The 15,770-nt window shown below is 69.2% G+C and carries 19 protein-coding genes; 9 read left to right on the plus strand and 10 right to left on the minus strand.

The genetic code is table 11. The annotated features are described in order from the left end of the window. Positions 1-2: 2 nt before the first annotated feature. Positions 3-1,307, plus strand: a complete 1,305-nt coding sequence (locus BLU81_RS08605) for a hypothetical protein (RefSeq protein WP_092543220.1) — start codon at positions 3-5, stop codon at positions 1,305-1,307. A 62-nt stretch (positions 1,308-1,369) separates the two neighbouring features. On the opposite strand, the gene BLU81_RS08610 is transcribed toward BLU81_RS08605, so the two are convergent. After that, positions 1,370-1,912, minus strand: coding sequence for a hypothetical protein (locus BLU81_RS08610; protein WP_092543222.1), 543 nt, complete (start codon positions 1,910-1,912; stop codon positions 1,370-1,372). A gap of 9 nt (positions 1,913-1,921) precedes the next feature. On the opposite strand from BLU81_RS08610, the gene BLU81_RS51470 reads away from it, so the two are divergent. Continuing rightward, positions 1,922-2,047, plus strand: coding sequence for a hypothetical protein (locus BLU81_RS51470; RefSeq protein ID WP_269461010.1), 126 nt, complete (start codon positions 1,922-1,924; stop codon positions 2,045-2,047). Positions 2,048-2,218: 171 nt separating this feature from the next. Here the strand turns inward: BLU81_RS51470 and BLU81_RS08615 are convergent, their stop codons facing one another. Further along, on the minus strand, positions 2,219-2,947 hold the full coding sequence (locus BLU81_RS08615) for a TetR/AcrR family transcriptional regulator (RefSeq protein ID WP_092543224.1): 729 nt from the start codon (positions 2,945-2,947) through the stop codon (positions 2,219-2,221). Between the two features lie 88 nt (positions 2,948-3,035). Between BLU81_RS08615 and BLU81_RS08620 the strand changes: the two genes are divergently transcribed. Then, positions 3,036-3,887 carry an NAD(P)H-binding protein gene (locus BLU81_RS08620; protein ID WP_092543226.1) on the plus strand — a complete coding sequence of 284 codons (852 nt, stop codon included), beginning with the start codon at positions 3,036-3,038 and terminating at the stop codon, positions 3,885-3,887. 13 nt (positions 3,888-3,900) lie between these two features. Here BLU81_RS08620 and BLU81_RS08625 read toward each other — a convergent pair whose 3' ends face one another. Continuing rightward, the gene (locus tag BLU81_RS08625; protein WP_157751413.1) at positions 3,901-4,422 is read right to left on the minus strand and encodes a sigma-70 family RNA polymerase sigma factor; all 522 of its coding nucleotides are present in this window, start codon (positions 4,420-4,422) and stop codon (positions 3,901-3,903) included. Between the two features lie 174 nt (positions 4,423-4,596). Between BLU81_RS08625 and BLU81_RS08630 the strand changes: the two genes are divergently transcribed. Beyond that, positions 4,597-4,920, plus strand: a complete 324-nt coding sequence (locus BLU81_RS08630) for a hypothetical protein (RefSeq protein ID WP_092543230.1) — start codon at positions 4,597-4,599, stop codon at positions 4,918-4,920. Here the strand turns inward: BLU81_RS08630 and BLU81_RS08635 are convergent, their stop codons facing one another. The 4 genes from BLU81_RS08635 to BLU81_RS08650 form a co-directional block, all read right to left on the minus strand. Next, positions 4,921-5,679: a hypothetical protein gene (locus tag BLU81_RS08635; RefSeq protein ID WP_157751414.1), complete on the minus strand. Its 759-nt coding sequence runs from the start codon at positions 5,677-5,679 to the stop codon at positions 4,921-4,923. A 735-nt stretch (positions 5,680-6,414) separates the two neighbouring features. Then, positions 6,415-7,380 (minus strand): S66 peptidase family protein, encoded by a 966-nt coding sequence (locus tag BLU81_RS08640; protein ID WP_231954748.1) that lies wholly within the window; start codon positions 7,378-7,380, stop codon positions 6,415-6,417. Between the two features lie 111 nt (positions 7,381-7,491). Continuing rightward, positions 7,492-7,671, minus strand: coding sequence for a hypothetical protein (locus BLU81_RS08645; protein WP_092543236.1), 180 nt, complete (start codon positions 7,669-7,671; stop codon positions 7,492-7,494). A 48-nt stretch (positions 7,672-7,719) separates the two neighbouring features. Further along, complete coding sequence (locus BLU81_RS08650) at positions 7,720-9,186, minus strand: MDR family MFS transporter (RefSeq protein ID WP_092543238.1); 1,467 nt, start codon at positions 9,184-9,186, stop codon at positions 7,720-7,722. Positions 9,187-9,267: 81 nt separating this feature from the next. Between BLU81_RS08650 and BLU81_RS50395 the strand changes: the two genes are divergently transcribed. Next, the gene (locus BLU81_RS50395; protein ID WP_231954312.1) at positions 9,268-9,843 is read left to right on the plus strand and encodes a TetR/AcrR family transcriptional regulator; all 576 of its coding nucleotides are present in this window, start codon (positions 9,268-9,270) and stop codon (positions 9,841-9,843) included. Positions 9,844-10,032: 189 nt separating this feature from the next. On the opposite strand, the gene BLU81_RS08660 is transcribed toward BLU81_RS50395, so the two are convergent. After that, positions 10,033-10,893 (minus strand): TolB family protein, encoded by an 861-nt coding sequence (locus tag BLU81_RS08660; RefSeq protein WP_092543240.1) that lies wholly within the window; start codon positions 10,891-10,893, stop codon positions 10,033-10,035. A 330-nt stretch (positions 10,894-11,223) separates the two neighbouring features. Further along, positions 11,224-12,210 carry a DUF397 domain-containing protein gene (locus BLU81_RS49485; RefSeq protein WP_331717486.1) on the minus strand — a complete coding sequence of 329 codons (987 nt, stop codon included), beginning with the start codon at positions 12,208-12,210 and terminating at the stop codon, positions 11,224-11,226. 79 nt (positions 12,211-12,289) lie between these two features. On the opposite strand from BLU81_RS49485, the gene BLU81_RS08670 reads away from it, so the two are divergent. The 4 genes from BLU81_RS08670 (at position 12,290) to BLU81_RS08690 (ending at position 15,306) form a co-directional block, all read left to right on the plus strand. Continuing rightward, positions 12,290-12,856 (plus strand): TetR family transcriptional regulator, encoded by a 567-nt coding sequence (locus BLU81_RS08670; protein ID WP_157751415.1) that lies wholly within the window; start codon positions 12,290-12,292, stop codon positions 12,854-12,856. Next, positions 12,841-13,860 (plus strand): LLM class flavin-dependent oxidoreductase, encoded by a 1,020-nt coding sequence (locus tag BLU81_RS08675; RefSeq protein WP_092543246.1) that lies wholly within the window; start codon positions 12,841-12,843, stop codon positions 13,858-13,860. The genes BLU81_RS08670 and BLU81_RS08675 overlap by 16 nt, the downstream gene beginning before the upstream one ends. Positions 13,861-14,290: 430 nt before the next feature. Further along, a complete protein-coding gene (locus BLU81_RS08685) occupies positions 14,291-14,872 on the plus strand; it encodes a GNAT family N-acetyltransferase (RefSeq protein WP_092543248.1) in 582 nt (193 codons plus the stop codon). Positions 14,873-14,919: 47 nt separating this feature from the next. Further along, on the plus strand, positions 14,920-15,306 hold the full coding sequence (locus BLU81_RS08690) for a winged helix-turn-helix transcriptional regulator (RefSeq protein ID WP_092543250.1): 387 nt from the start codon (positions 14,920-14,922) through the stop codon (positions 15,304-15,306). On the opposite strand, the gene BLU81_RS08695 is transcribed toward BLU81_RS08690, so the two are convergent. After that, entirely contained in the window at positions 15,303-15,710 is a 408-nt protein-coding gene (locus BLU81_RS08695; protein WP_092543252.1) for a RidA family protein, read from the minus strand. The genes BLU81_RS08690 and BLU81_RS08695 overlap by 4 nt on opposite strands. Positions 15,711-15,770 lie beyond the last annotated feature (60 nt).

The raw sequence follows: 15,770 nt of genomic DNA on the forward strand, positions 1-15,770 counted from the left end.
GGATGGATGTGAATACGGGGGGTAACTTCACTGGGGGGCCGGCGGAAGCCGTCGTCGAACTGAGCGCGGCCGAGGCCCTCGCCGGTGTGACCAAGGCGGTTGCGGTGCCACCGGACGGCACGCCCGTCCTGCTCTACTTTCCGCCGGGCGCCCATGACGGTGCGGTGTTGAACGTCGGTCTGCCATGGACCGACCCGGCCACCGGTGCGGCGACCACGCGAAACGTGTCCGTGACCATCCGGGTGCTTCCCGCGGGGCCGTTCCCGCAGTTCGGACCGCCGCCGCCGGCGCCCGCCCACCCCGGGTTCGCCGCGCCCGCCCAGCCGCGGTTCGGCACTCGGACCCGGGTGATCGCCGTCGTCGTGGGCGTCGTTCTCGTCGGCGGGATCTGTCTGGTGCCGACCCTGTTCCGGGGGAGCGACGCCGCGACCGGAAACCGGGTCAGCGGGGGCACCACCACGACCCAGCCGGTCCAGGAGGCCACCCCGACCCCCACCCCGCCGCCGCTCGACGCGAAAGCCTTCCAGCTCGCGCTCGACGAGGCCAACAGCCAGCTGACCGCCGGGCTCGCCACCCTCCGCAAGGCCACCACGCCCCGCACGGTGGGAGCGGCCGCCGACGATCTCGCCGAGACGGCCCGCAGCCAGGCGTCCACGCTGTCCACGCTGACCGTTCCGGCCGAGGCCACCGCCGCGCACAGTGACCTCGTCTCGGCGCTCTTCTTCCTGGAGGAGGCGCTGACCGCGGTGTCCGGTTCGGCCGGTGACCGGAGTGTCTGCACCGGAGTCTCGGCCACCGCCGCGCTCAGCCGGGCCGGTGCCGCCGCCGACCTGCGGACCGCGGTCACCGCGCTCGGTGCCGCCGACCCGGCCGCGAAGTACCGGTTCGGCTCGTTCCTGCCCGCCGTGACCAAGGATCAGAAGCGCCGCAAGACCAACGGCAGTTACCTGACCCGGACCACCGGCGGCAGCGGTCAGCTCTCCACCGACAACGGCAACGCCGAAGACACCGTGATCAAGCTGGTCAAGTCGGGGTCCAAGAAGCCGGCCGTCGCCGTTTACGTGCGAGGTAAGAAGAAGGTCACGACCGGCCGGATCAAGGACGGCACCTACCAGATCTACCTGGCGTCCGGCACCGACTGGGACGGCAAGCGTTTCACCCGCAACTGTGGATTCAGCAAGTTCGACTCCAGCTTCAAGTTCACCACCACCTCGCGCCAGTACACGATCTGGAGGATCAGCCTGAAGGTGCGGGCCGGCGGCAACGCCACCTCCACCGACGTCGACCCCGACGCGTTCCCGAACTGACGGCGGGCCGGCCGCCTCCGGCGTCGCTGTAGGTCCTGATCAGAAGTGCTGGCTTCGCCAAGTCACTCGCTGAGGCCGCGGCGCCGGAGTTCGGACCGAATGCCCGCCGCCGACGACCTCAGCCCCGCAATCGGCATGGAGAAGCGCAGTAGGTCACCCTCGCGCTTACGAAACGGCCGACGGCCGCCACGGTCAAGTCCCATCAACCGCGACTCATCAGCGGAGTCAACGAAAACGTCGAGCATCGCGACGGGCCACACCCACCGGACGCGGGCACTCGTCACGGCCTGGTAGGGCACCACGACCACATCGCGCCGCTCAGCCGCCAGCTCGACCCAGCCGTCGCCAAACCTCAACCAAGCCGGGCGCGCGCGGGAGAACAACAGAGAAAATATGGCGATTGAAATCGCGCATATAGGTACAAGAGCGGCATCGCGTGCGGTGACGAGGTTGCCTGGCCCGCCGGCACGATCCGAGGACAGCAGAGACGCGAGCCGCACGACGGCGGTCGCAACGAAGCTGATCGCGGCCGCCGCGACCACGTAACGCCACGACGACCACCCGAACACCACTTCACCCGACACCGGGGTGTTGCCGGAAACCATGAGCTGATCATGGCAGCGGCTGCCGCGCCGACGCCAGACCGGCTGGTCGACCTGACCGCCAGGGTTCACGATCAGACGACCAAGGCCGCGTGCCCCAAGGTCATCAAGGTCATCAAGAAGGCGCCAGGCCTATGAGAAGAACCGGCCGTCATGCGCCGGAGCCGGCGACCAGCACGACCGCCCGGCCGGATGAGAGCGCCGGCTCAAGGCGGCCTGCCCGGCCGGCGTCGCGGCCCGGGCGGTGGGCTTCGCCGGTCAAGGCCGGCGGCCGATTCAAGATCGCTGGTCGTACGTCCGGAGAACCGGTCACGCCTCGACGGTGCCGGGCTCTGTCGGCTCGTGAAGTCGGGTCAACGACCGGGTCAGCCACTCGGCCATCAGTGCCCGCTCGGCACCGGTGAGCCCGGGCAGGCCGGGTAGCGCGGTGGCGAAGGTGACCACGACCGCCCCGACGTCGCTCGCCGGTGCCGCCGGTGTGCCGGTCAGGATGTTCGCGGCGACTGCGTCGAACATCTGGTCGGCCAGCCCGAGGTCGCGTTGCTCCGCCGGCAGGCCGAGCAGGGTGCGTACGGTGCCGGAGCCGGCCGCGTGGATCATCGCGACGGCCCGTGGCTCGTCGACCCGCAACAGTCCGGCCGTGGCCAGCCGGTGCACCTTCGCCCGCAGCACGTCGATGCCCGCGGCGGTGGCGGGGGAGCGCTCGGCTCGTGCGGGGCTGGTCATCAACTCGTACAACCAAGGGTTTGCCAGTCCGAAATCGATCTGCGCCTGCCAGCCCGCGCGCAGGTCGGCCACCGGGTCGGAGCCGGGCCCGGCGGACGACTTGGCGGACACGTAGGTGGCCATCACGTGCTCGGCGACGGCGTCGATCAGGCCGTCCTTGTCGCTGAACAGGCGGTAGATGGTCGGCGCCTGCACTCGCGCGGCCTGCGCGACGGCACGGGTGGTCACGGCGCGGGCGCCCTGCTCCCGCAGGATCTCGGCGGCCGCGCTGACGATCCGTGACCGGGTGTCGGCCCCTTCGGCAAGCTCCATCTAGCGATGGTAACAGTCGCTTGTTAGCGACGGAAAAATCAGTGCTAACGTCAAGGGCGTAACAACGGAAACATCCTGAGGAGTACGCATGATCGTCATCACCGGAGCCACCGGTCAGCTCGGTTCGCGGATCGTCGGCCGGATTCTGCAGCGAGTGCCCGCCTCGACCGTCGGGGTCAGCGTCACCGACGTCGCGAAGGCCGCCGCCCTCGACGCCCGCGGCGTCCGGGTGCGCCGCGGTGACTTCACCGACCCGGCCTCCCTCGCGGCCGCCTTCGAGGGTGCCGACCAGGTCCTCGTGGTCAGCGCCGCGATCCGGGGCGAGGGGGCGGTCGACGCCAACCTCGCCGCGATCGACGCCGCCAAGGCGGCCGGGGCCCGGCGCATCCTCTACACCAGTCACCAGGGCGTGTCGGTGGACTCGCTGTTCCCGCCGATGATCACCCACGCGCGCACCGAGGAGCACCTGGCCGCCACCGGCGTCCCCTACGTCGCCCTGCGCAACGGCTTCTACTCCAGCACGCTCCGCCTTTACCTCGACGCTGCATCGGCCACCGGCCGGCTGGCGGTTCCGGCGGACGGCCCGGTCTCGTGGACCGGCCACGACGACCTCGCCGCAGCGGCCGCCGCCCTGCTCACCGACGACTCCGCGACCGGCCCCACCGCACCGCTGACCGCGCCGGTTGCACTCGACTTCGCGGCGGTCGCCGCCATCGCCGGCGAGGTCATCGGCCGGAAGATCACCCACGTGGTCGTGGGCGACGACGAGTGGGTGGAGTCGGCGGTCGAGGGCGGCATGCCCCGCCCCGCCGCCGAGTTCAGCCTCGGCATGTTCCGGGCGGCGCGCCGCGGCGAGTTCGCGGTCACCGACCCCACGTTGGAGAAGCTGATCGGCCACCCGGCCGAGCCGGTCCGCACGATGCTGGAGCGCACACTCTGAGGTCCGGCCACGGTCACTTCTCGAAGACGGCCTGCCGCAGGGTGCGCAGTGCGTAATGCAGCCGGGAGCGGACGGTGCCCTCCGGGATGCCGAGGCGGTGGGCCACCTCGGTGACCGCCCGGTCCTCGAAGAAGACCTGGAAGAGGACCTCACGCTGCACCCCGCTCAGCCGGCCCGCCGCCTCCCGTAACGACTGCCGGGCGAGGACGAGCACGGCGGTGTCCGGCTCGGTGGCCGCGGCGGTGAGGTCCACTTCACTGACCTGGACCGGACGGCGTTGCTGCCGGCGGCGGTCGTCGATGAACAGCCGCCGCAGCACGGTGAACAGCCAGCGCCGCGAACCGGGCTCGTCGGCGGGCACGGTCCGGATGCTGCGCCACGCCCGGATCAGCGCCTCCTGCACCAGGTCCTCGGCCGTCGCGTGGTCACCGGCGGTGAGACTGAGCGCATAGCGCCGCATCGTCGGCCCCTGCTCGTCGATGAGCACCCGGAGACGCCGCTGAGACTGGTCGGAAACGTGTTGCGGGCGGCCCACCGGAACTCCTCGATCGTTGCGGCACCGAACCTGCTCGGTGTTCGCTGACGAACCTAGGGAGATGTTGTGGACAGCTTCTTGACGCGCTGGTCGTACACCGGTTGAAGGATCCAGGTTCTTCGACGTTCTCTCAGGTATCGGGCCGATGCGGCCCGCCACACAGGGGAGACGACGATGACCTATGCGACGACCACCGGGTCGTTCCGCCGCAGCCTCGGGATCGGGGCGTTCGGCCAAGTGGCGATCTTCCTGGTGCTGGCCGCCGTCCTGCGGGTGGCCAGCCGTTTCGGTGACGAGGGCACCGCCATGGCGGTGGCGCTCAGCTTCCTGCCGGCGCTGGTCCTGGTGGCCCTGCTCTACCTGGTGATGCTGATCGTGGTGGCGGCGGTGCCGTCGTGGCGCGCCCGCGCCGGTTCCGCTGGCGGCCTGCTACTCGGCTGGCTGCTGGGCACTCTGCTGGTCACCGGCCTGATCGCGCTGGTGCTCGCGCTGGTCTGATCATGCACCGCGGCCGTAAACGGTGCCGTACTCCGGCGGTAGCAGATCTCCGGTGGTGGCGTCGGTGCAGAACGCGTTGAACAGCTCCGCATCGGAGATCTCGGCAGCGTCATGATCACCGAGCCGCCAGCCGAGAACCCGGGTCTGGGCGACACCACCCCGAAGATCAACCCCGGTCCGGATCCGTACGATCAGGCCGCCGCCGTTCACCACACCAGCGGCGACAGCCGTGAACAGCAACTCGAAAGGCCTGCTGACCTGCATTTCGTCCCCGGCCAGCTCCCAGGGGAACAGCACCGTGGTGACCTCGTCGCCGGGCGCGCTCACGGTCACCGTGACACTGCCCGGCCCCGGCGGCGCCGACAGCATCAGATCCGTCAGCTCCTCGACGACCTGCTGCGCCGCCGCGATCGCCTCTTCGGCGCGCGTGCCGACGGAGTCGAGCAGGCTCGCACTCAGCAGCAGGTCCCGAGCCGACCCGTCCCATTCCTTCACCTCGGCACTCGCACCGGCCCGCACCGCGTACGCCGACCGGGACGCGGCACTGTCCGGCGCCAGCCCCGCCTCGGCACAGAAGTCGACGAAGTCCGCATGCTCGAACCTGCCGACCAGCACCACCGCACCGTCCCGGCGACTCTTCTCGATCGCGTCGTCGTGCACGTCCAGGTACTCCGAGTGCTGATCCGGCGACCACACGAACGACGCGTACGCCGCACTGAGCTGCCGAAAGGTCGCCTCGTCCGCCACCATCAGAGTCACCCGCTGCACGGAGGACCGAACCGCACGACGCCGACGCCTACGCGGGCTGCTGCTACTCGCCATCTTCTCCGGGTCCTTCCCACGACGGTCTGCGATCACCAGATCAGCGTCCAGGGTAGACAGCCGAGTCCGGGCAGGCGTCGAGGTAACTCTCGCCGGCGGCGAAAGTCATCCATTCCTGACGGTTGAGGCCACCGGTCTGCCGGCAGAGTGCGGGGACCGGGGCGGCGGACAGTGTCAGGTCCCAGATCCGCGTCTCGGGGTTCGTGGCAGTGGCGATCGTGCCGGCGTCGGGGCTGAAGGCGACCGCCTGAACCTCCGCGACCGGAAGGTCGCGGACCGGCCGCCACCGCGAGGAACCTGCCGTCCGGGCTGTACGAGAGGGCGGTCTCCTCGTCGGGGGCGGCCAGCGGAGCCAGCGCGGACGTTGCCAGAACCCCGATCAGTGCGGGTGCGGACACCGACCGCACCCGGGTGCCCTGCGTGACGACCGTGGCCGCCACCGCCTCCCGCATACGGTGCCTGATGTCGTCCGGCCCCGGCGCCGGTTGCCTGGACATCGCCATGCCGACTGATACGGCGGACGCCGGCACCGCGGACGCGGAACCGCCATCCCGGCTTCCCGGCACTGGCCACCATGATCAGAAATATTGCTCTGGCCTGCGTCGACGCCATATCCGAGGCGGGCAGCCATCAGAATCCTGACAAACGCCGGGGACCCCCGACGGGTGACCCTCAGGCCGCCGGCACGACCCGGACGCCCGGCTGCACGGTCAGAGTCGCGGCCGCGGTGTCGATGGTGGCCCGGGTGCCGAGGGGGACGGTGAGCTGGCCGTTGCCGTGGCCGATGCGCAGACCGCCCAGCACCGGGACGCCCAGACCGCCGAGCCGGTCCTGCACCGCCTGGGCCGCGGTCCACTGGCCGCTGGTGACCGGCGCGTTGGTGAACTGGCCGATCGCCACGCCGGCGATCTTGCGCAGCGCGCCGGCCCGGATCAGGTGGGTCAGCATCCGGTCGTAGCTGTACGCGGACTCGTCGGTGTCCTCGATCAGCAGGATCGCACCCCGCAGGTCGGGCAGGTCCTCGGTGTCGATGCTGGTCTGCAGCATCGTCAGGTTGCCGCCGAGCAGCCGGCCGGTCGCCGTGCCGGGAACCGCGACCGCGGCACTGGGCTCGGCCGGATCACGGGTCAGCACGGTCGGCTCGTCGGTCATGATCGCCTTGCGCAGCGACTCGATCTCGGCCGGCCCGGTCCGCGAATCGGTCCAGTTCACCATCGGGCCGTAGAAGCTGACCAGCCGGGCGGCGTTCCACAGTCGCCCGCTGAGCACGGTCAGGTCACTGAACCCGACGACCACCCGCGGATCCCGGCGGACCGCGGCCAGGTCCAGCCCGTCGATGATCCGCTGCGTGCCGTAGCCACCGCGAGCAGCGAAGACACCTTTGATGCCGGGGTCGCCGAAGGCCGCGTTCAGGTCGGCTAGCCGGTCCTCGTCGGTGCCGGCCAGATAGCCGAACCGGTCGTACAGATGCGCGCCGGCCTCGACGACCAGCCCGAAACCCTCCAGGATCTGGATGCCGCGGGCCAGCCGGGTGTCGGGCACTCCGGCGGGGGCGACCACCCGGACCCGGTCGCCGGGACGCAGCGCGGCCGGCCGGATCACCTTTCGCGTCTGCGCGTCAGCGGGGGCCGCGGCCATGGCGGCACCCGCCCCGGCGGCGGCCGCGGTGGCGATGAGCGAACGACGGGAGATCTTCATGGCGCGAACGTTGCCGCCAACCAGCCCGACAGTCAAGCTGGTCGATGCCATTCACCGACCGTCCCAGCCCGGCCCGTCGACGGTCCACTGCCACGAGCCGTCCCCGAGCTGACGGCCCACCTCGATGACGATCGTGCCGTCGGACCGGCGAGTCGACGTCAGGGTCGACTCGCCGATTCGCAGAGTGCGGTGCGACGTAGTCAGGTCGTCGCGGACATCCAAGAGTTTCATGGAGCCGATTCTGCCCGAGGGGTACGACAAAATCGTGACGGTTTACGGTCAGTGCACCGGGAGGTGTCCCTCGGGGAGCGGTTCGCTGCGGCGTACCAGCAAGGAGAGAGCCACCGCGACCAGCGAGATCACCCCGCCCCACACGAACGCCGCCTGAATCCCCTCGGTGGTCGCCACGAGCAGCGTGGCGCCCTCGGCGCTGCGGGCCGTGATCGTCTGGGACAGCACGGTGATGAACAACGCCGTGCCGGCCGCCCCGGCCAGCTGCTGCAGGGTGCCGATGATGGCGCTGCCGTGGCCGTAGAGGTTCATCGGCAGGGTGCTCAGCGCCGACGTCATCAGCGGCGTGATCAAGGTGGCGAGTCCGCTGGTCAGCAGCATGTGATAGACGACGACCAGGGGGAGCGCGGTGCCGGGGCCGACGGTGGAGAGCAGCCACAGACCGGCGCTGACCGCGAGGGTGCCGGGGGTGACCAGCGGGCGCGGGCCGTACCGGTCGAAGAGCCGGCCGACGATCGGGGACAGCACGCCCATCGCCACCCCGCCGGGCAGCACCAGCAGACCGGCCTGCAGGGTGCCGACACCGTGCACGTTCTGCAGATAGATCGGCAGCAGGATGAGCGCGCCGAACAGGCCGACGAAACCGGTGACCAGCACCAGCAGGCTGACCGTGAACGATCGGTGCGCGAAGACCCGCAGGTCCATCAGCGGGCCCCGGCCGGACTGCAGAGCACGTTGCCGCCAGACGAACAGGACCAGCGCCACGACTCCGGCGGTCACCGGGATCCACGGGGCGACCGGCGTGTGCCCGGCGGCCTCGCCGAGGCTGGACAGCCCGTAGATCAGACCACCGAAGCCGATCGCCGACAGCAGCAGCGACAGCACGTCCAGGTGGGCCTTCTTCGGGGTGGTGATGTTGCGGACCTTCCAGGCGCCCAGGGCGAGGGTGGCCAGGGCGATCGGCAGGACCACCAGGAACAGCCAGCGCCAGCTCAGCCGGGACAGCACCAGGCCGGAGACGGTCGGGCCGATCGCGGGCGCCACCGAGATCACGATCGAGATGACACCCATGATCCGGCCCCGGGAATTCGCCGGGACCAGGGTCATCGCGGTGGTCATCACCAGCGGCATCATCACGCCGGTACCGCCGGCCTGCACGATCCGGCCGAGCAACAGCAGCTCGAAGCCGGGAGCGACGGCGGCGATGGCGGTGCCCGCGCTGAACAGGCCCATCGCGGCGATGAAGATCTGCCGCAGGGTGAAGCGCTCCATGATGAAGCCGGTCGCCGGGATGACCACGGCCATCACCAGCAGAAAGCCGGTGGTCAGCCACTGGGCGGTGGCGGCCGAGATGGAGAGGTCCGCCATCAGTCGTGGCAGCGCCAGCGACATGACCGTCTCGTTGAAGATCACGACGAACGCGGAGAAGACCAGCAGGCCGATGAGGCTGCGGTCGGGTCCGCTCAACCGGGCCGGTCCGGTGTCGGGCTTGACCTTTTCAGGTGTGGTGGTCAACGTGAAACTCCCCGTTATTGATTGGCGCCTCCTACAGTAGTGGCAGTGACTGCCATCTTGGCAAGCGGTAGCATTTCGCTCGTGACTGACACCACGGATCTGCGTGAGCGGCGCCGCCTGGCCACCCGTGCCGACATCGAGGCCGCCGCCCTCGACCTGTTCACACAGCGCGGGTCGGAGCGCACCACCGTCGACGACATCGCCGTCGCGGCCGGAGTCTCCCCGCGCACGTTCTTCCGCTACTTCCCGACCAAGGAGGACGCCGCGCTCGGCACCAACCGCGCGTTCGACGAGGCCATCACCGCCCGGGTCGGCAGCGGCACGGTCACCCTCGCCGTGGTCGTCGAGGCGGTCGCGGCGACCCTGGCCGAGTTCGGCGGCGCACCGATCGACCGCCTGCTGCGCGTGCGCTGCCTGCTCAACCACGACGACAACCTGCGCCGGGCCGCCCTGCGGACGGAGGCCGACCAGTGCCGGGCCGTGCACCGCGACCTGCGGGCCCGGGTGATGGCCGAGACGGTCAACGTCGCCATGCGCGCCGCCCTCGACGAGTGGGCCACGCACCGTGCGGCCGGGGAGGACGCCGACCTGGTCGAGATCTTCCACGAGGCCTGTGCCGTCCAGAGCCGGATGTTCGAGGGTTTCCACCGGGAGTAAAGACCGGACAGCCCCGGTGACTGTGACGATCCCCGTTGGAAGGGGTGCCGAAAGAGGTCCAGGATGGTCTGCGCGTTCCTGGCCACCACCTCGTCCCCGGTGAGGGCGCCTTCCCCGGCGACACCACCTACCACCAGTTCAAGGCCCGGCTGACCGGCGGTGCCCGGCGGTCAGCCGCCGGGCATCGGTTCAGGCCGGATAGTCCACGTAGGCGAAGTGCCGCCCGTCCGGGGACCAGCTGTTCACGTTGATCGTGCCCTGGCCGCCGGGCAGCTCGACCAGGGTCTGCGCGGCCTTCCAGTCGCCGTCGACGACCAGGCGCAGTTCGACCCTCAGGTCCGCCGGGTGGCCCTCGGTTCCCGGCGGATAGCTCAGGTAGACGGCGTGGTCGCCGGCCGGGGACAGGTGCGGGAACCAGTTGACCCGCTCGTCGTAGGTGAGCTGTTCCATCCCGCCGCCGTTCGGCCGGACCCGCGCGATCTGCGCATGCCCGGAGAACCGTTCGGTGTTGAAGTAGATCCAGCCGCCGTCCGGTGCGTATTCCGGCCCGTCGTCCGGCCCGTCGCCGGTGGTCAGCGGGGTGCTCTTCCCGCCGTCACTGCCGATGGTCCACAGCGTGCCGCTGTCCCACTGCTGGTTCACGATGCCGACGTAGGCCAGCGTCGATCCGTCCGGGCTGACACCGTGCAGGAAGTGCATGCGGTCGTCACCGGTGATCCGGCGGGCCGGGCCGCCGCTGAGCCGCCCCCGGTAGATGTGCCCGTCATCGGCCGACAGATAGATCGACGCCGAGTCCGGGGCGAGCACGTGGTCGTTGTTGAGGTCCGGCAGTCCGGTGAAGGGAACCGCCCGGGGCGGGGCGGAACCGTCGGCGGCCATCGTCCAGAGCAGGCCGTCACCGTTGAGCACGAGTTGCCCGTCCCGTGTCCAGTTGGGCGCCTCGAACAGGACGGCGGTGCTGGTGTGCACGACGGTGGCGGTTCGTTCCACGATGTCGTACGTCGATACACGGCACTGTTGTCCGTCGGCGAGTTTCCGTGAATACGCCAAGACAACGCCTCCTCGAAGTCGGGAGTGCACCCGCTCCGAGAACAGGGCGGGTGCACCAGCAAAGCAGGTCGGTCAAGCTCGGGGAAGTGCCGTCGAACTCGACCGACGACGTTACGGCCCGGCCCTCATGGTCCACCGAGGATTCCTTCCCATTCCACCCCGAAAGGCCCCGCATATCCCGATTCCCGTCCACCGCCACCCGCCCGTCCGGGCGAGCCTCGGGTTGCCCGTGGCCCGTCCATGCCCACCCGTCATGACGAGCGGGCGGCAACCATGAGGGTTGCCGCCCGCTCAACCGAGCTGATCGACGTTTGTTGCTGGGAAGGCTGCTCAGTCCAGGAGATCGTCGAACTCGCCCTTTTTCGCCCCGTCCAGGAAAGCCGCAAACTCGGGCTGCGTGTAGAGGATCATCTCGCCTTTCGGGCGCTTTGAATTGCGGAAAGCAATCAGGTTGTCGCTTTTCGCGACTTCGACACAGTTTCCGCCGCCGCTGCGACTAGCGATTCGCCAGGCCAGCGCATTGCGATCGATTTTAAGCTCGGTCATGATCTTTTCCTTGAATTTCAAGGATAGGGCACGGATGCGATCGTCGATCAATCTCAGTGATTCCTCCGGACTGAGCGCGCCGGTGGAAAGATGCGTGAAGGCGCTTCGGGTGCCTTCCACCTCGCGCGGGTCGCCCTCAAACAACTGCCCCAACTGCCCCTCGGTGTAGACCGCCGGTGGCATCAGGTCCTCAGAAAATTGCAGAATGGAGAAGGGTCCGTTGAGCCCTGAATGGACGTACGTCGCCAGTGGTAAGACCTGGATGGTCGCGTTTGACGACTCGACGGCGACCTTCTTGATGTGCACCAGTTGGTCCTGCAGGATCTCACGACTTCCGATGACTTGGTGCAGAACCGATTCGTCGATCGCGGCGTGAAAAATAAGAGCGCTATCGTCACGCAGGATGCGCTGCCGCTGGATGCGGGACTCTACCGTCTCTGCTGGTTGGGTCGCGGGAAGATTCTGCCGAAGTGGCGCGAGAATAGTTTCCGCGTAGTCGAACGTCTGGAGCAGGCCGGGCACGACCGACGTCTCGAACTCGTCGATCGACAGGGCCGCGGTCTCCAGGTCCAGGTAGGTCGCGGTGGGTGACTCCAGGTCGTAGCGCTGCCACCAACCAGGCTGGGCGCCCTCCTTGGCGAGCGGGACCGGCCGCTCGGTGGTGCGGGCGCCCAGGCCGTAGTAGCTGCAGAGGGCGCGGACGTTGGGGGCGCCGGAGCGGGGTGACGTCCGGGACGCGGTCTCCAGGCGGCTGATGGCCGCGGGGGACAGGGGGCGCCAGTCCGGGCGCCGTGACGACGATCATCCGGATCTAACTTGCACTCAGTGCACGACAGGTTATGGTCGGGGAGTGCGACAACGCAGCCCACAGACGTGGCGCCTGATCCGGGACTCGGCCGTCGGCCTGATGGCGGAGCGGGGCTTCGACGCGGTCTCCGTCGACGACATCGTGGCCACCGCCGGCATCTCCCGGCGGACCTACTTCAACTACTTCGCCGGCAAGGAGTCGGTGCTGTTCGACCCGGACCCGGACGACCCCCGCCTGTGGTCGGAGCTGACCGCCGCCCGGCCACCCGGCGAACCGCTCTGGACCGCCCTGCACCAGCTGATCCTCGCCTACACGGCGGCCGCCGGTGAGCAGATCGTCCGGCAGTGCCGGGTCATCGCGGCCAGCCCGTCACTCGCGGTCTGCTCCCGGGAGACGTGCGACCGCTTCTGGGATTGCGCGCGAACCTGGGCTGCCGGCCGTGGCACCGCCGCCACCGGACTCCAGCTGGACCTGCTGATCAACACGGCCCGTGCCGCCTTCAGCACGGTGTCGGCCCGCTGGGACGTCGACAGCGGCATCCCCGGCCTGCACGCGCTCATCGACGAGGCGTTCACCCTTCTGCAATCCCCGGAATGGAAGACACTGTGACCCGCGTACCGCTCTCCGTCCTGGAACTTGCCATCGTCCGTGAAGGACACAGCAGCGGCGACGCCCTGCACGGCGCGATCGGCACCGCCAAAGCCGCCGACGACCTCGGGTACTCCCGCTTCTGGGTGGCCGAACACCACAACACCCCGGCCGTCGCCTCCACCGCGCCGCCGGTGCTGATCGCCGCGGTCGCCGCGAACACGTCCCGGATCAAGGTCGGCTCCGGTGGCGTGATGCTGCCGAACCACATGCCGTTCGTGGTCGCCGAACAGTTCGCGATCCTCGAAGCGCTCTACCCCGACCGCATCGACCTGGGCATCGGCCGGGCACCCGGCACTGACCAGGTGACCGCGGCGGCGCTGCGCGGGGTCTCCCCGTACCTGACGGTCGAGCAGTTTCCCGAGCATCTGCGGACCCTGCTCGGCCTGCTCGGCGACGACCGCAACGCCACCCGGGCCGGGCGCCTGCAGGCCACGCCCGCCCCGGAGACGTACCCGGAAGTCTGGATCCTCGGCTCCTCGACCTATGGCGCGCAGATCGCGGCGAAACTCGGCCTGCCGTTCTGCTACGCCTACCACTTCCCGACCGCGTCCGGCCTGGAGCAGGCCCTGGACCTGTACCGGACCGGGTTCCAGCCGTCACCGCGGTTCCCGAAACCGCACGTGATGGTCAGCGCCTCGGTGATCGCCGCCGAGACCACCGAGCAGGCCCGTTTCCAGGCCGGCCCGGCCCGAGTGATGATGCTCAACCTGCGAACCGGCGGTTTCCAGCCGATGATCTCCCCGGAGGCGGCCGCGGCCCGCGAGTTCTCCGACCTCGACCGCCAGATGATCGAGGCGCTGTCCGGAGCCCAGCACGTCGGCACCGCCGACGAGGTGGTGGACGCCTTGGACGCGCTGGTCGAACACACCGAGGCCGACGAACTGCTCCTGGCCGGGATGCTGTACGACCCCGCCGTCGCCCAGGACTCCCTGGCCCGGATCGCCAAGACCTGGGGCCGGTAAGTCCCGTCGTCCGCTAAAGCCACCGGGTGCTGGTCCGGAGTATGGGAAACGTGATCACTACCTTCGCCTCATGGCGCGGGGTATGAACGACTCGGCAGCCTGCCGGGAAGTCGGGATCAGCCGCCGCACCGGCACCTGCTGGCGATACGGCCGGACCGTCACCAGCGCGGGCGGCGAGTCCCGGATCTACCCGCCGCCCGCTGCGCCGATGAGATCCTGTCTCGGCCGGATATCTGTCCGGAGACGCCTCGGTATCTGTCATCAGCGAGTCGAGCGAACGCCTACGGTGGGCAGCCTGATTGAGAGCTGCTCTGCCGGTCACCTCGGTCATGCCTGGCAGAGCAGCGGTTGTGCCACCAGTAGATGAGTAGCCGAGTCGAGGGTGTTGCCCTGCCCGACGCTCGATTGATGGACGTTCTAGGATCCATCCATGCCGATCACCAACACCCGGTTCATCTGGCCGATCGGGGACGGCATCGTCCTGATACCTCGCACTCCCGCGATCACGGTCCCGTACCACGCCCTCCTGGCCACCAATCATTCTCGGCTGGCGGTCTGGTCGCCGGGTATCAAGGAGCCGACGGTGGAGGCCACCCGCACCGCTCTGGAAACCTCCGGGAATGCCTGGCTCGCAGGCACCCGCCTTCCACTTGCCGTCGGAGTCCGCGCCGACAAAGGTCATCGTCTGGTCGGAGCGATGAACCTGGCCATCGAGCCTTCGGCGGGATCTGCCGAAGTCGGGTTCTGGATCGACGCCGCCGCCGAAGGCCAGGGGGTCGTCAGCCGGGCGCTGCACGCCGTGCTCGGCCATGCCTTCGCCGACCTCGGCCTGCACCGAGTCGAGATGCGGACCCTGACCACCAATGACCGAAGCCACCGCCTGGCAGACCGTTTCGCTTTCACACTTGAGGGTGTTCTGCGCGGGGCAGTCCGATTCCCGGACGGTCACCGTGACGTAGCTGTATACGCCTTGCTCGCGGAAGAGTTCGCCAAGGCGACGCAGCGGTACTGAGCCCCGGTTTACTTGCGGTTCCCTAGTAACTGTTGGAGAGTTAGCTGGTGGGAACCAGGCAGGAGATCAGCGCCATACCGCCGGACGCCGATCTGGCGCGGGCCGACTCGCTGGCTCGGGAGATCTTCTCGGACATCGCCAACAAGTGGGCTCTGCTGATCATCGAGTTCGTCGGCCAGCGCACCATGCGATTCAGTGAGCTGCGCGACGAGATCGGCGGCATCAGCCACAAGATGCTCACCCAGAACCTGCGCACCCTGGAGCGCAACGGCCTGATCACCCGCAAGGTCTACGCGACCATCCCGCCGCGGGTGGAGTACACCCTGACCGAAGCCGGCCAGGCCCTGCGCACCGTGGTCGACGGCATGTGCGGCTGGACCCAGCACTATCTGTCCCACATCGAGACCGCCCGCCGCGACTTCGGCCAGGTCTAGTCGAGGACCGCGGTCACCTCGAGTTCCACCAGGTGCTCGGGCACGTCCAGCGTCACGATGCCGAACAGGGACGCCGGCGGCGCCGCGGTGAAACCCAGCCGGGCCTGGGCCCGGCTGATGCCCTCGACCAGCGCGCCCATCTTCTCCGGCTGCCAGTCGACGACGTGTACCGTCAGTTTCACCACGTCGTCGAAACCGGCGCCGACCCCGGCCAGCGCCGTCGCCACGTTGACGTAACACTGCTCGACCTGGGCGGCCAGGTCACCCGCGCCGATGGTCTTGCCGTCCTCGCCCCAGGCGACCTGGCCGGCGACGTGCACCAGCTTCGATCCGGTCGCCACCGACACCTGCCGGTAGACGTCGATCACGGGCAGTCCGGGCGGGTTCACCAGAGTCACAGCCATCAGAAGTACCTTTCTCTTTCGGTTCCTCGGTAACCATAAGAGACCGTTAATGAGCTGTGA

This window comes from Actinoplanes derwentensis (genome assembly GCF_900104725.1).
GTDB classification, from domain to species: domain Bacteria; phylum Actinomycetota; class Actinomycetes; order Mycobacteriales; family Micromonosporaceae; genus Actinoplanes; species Actinoplanes derwentensis.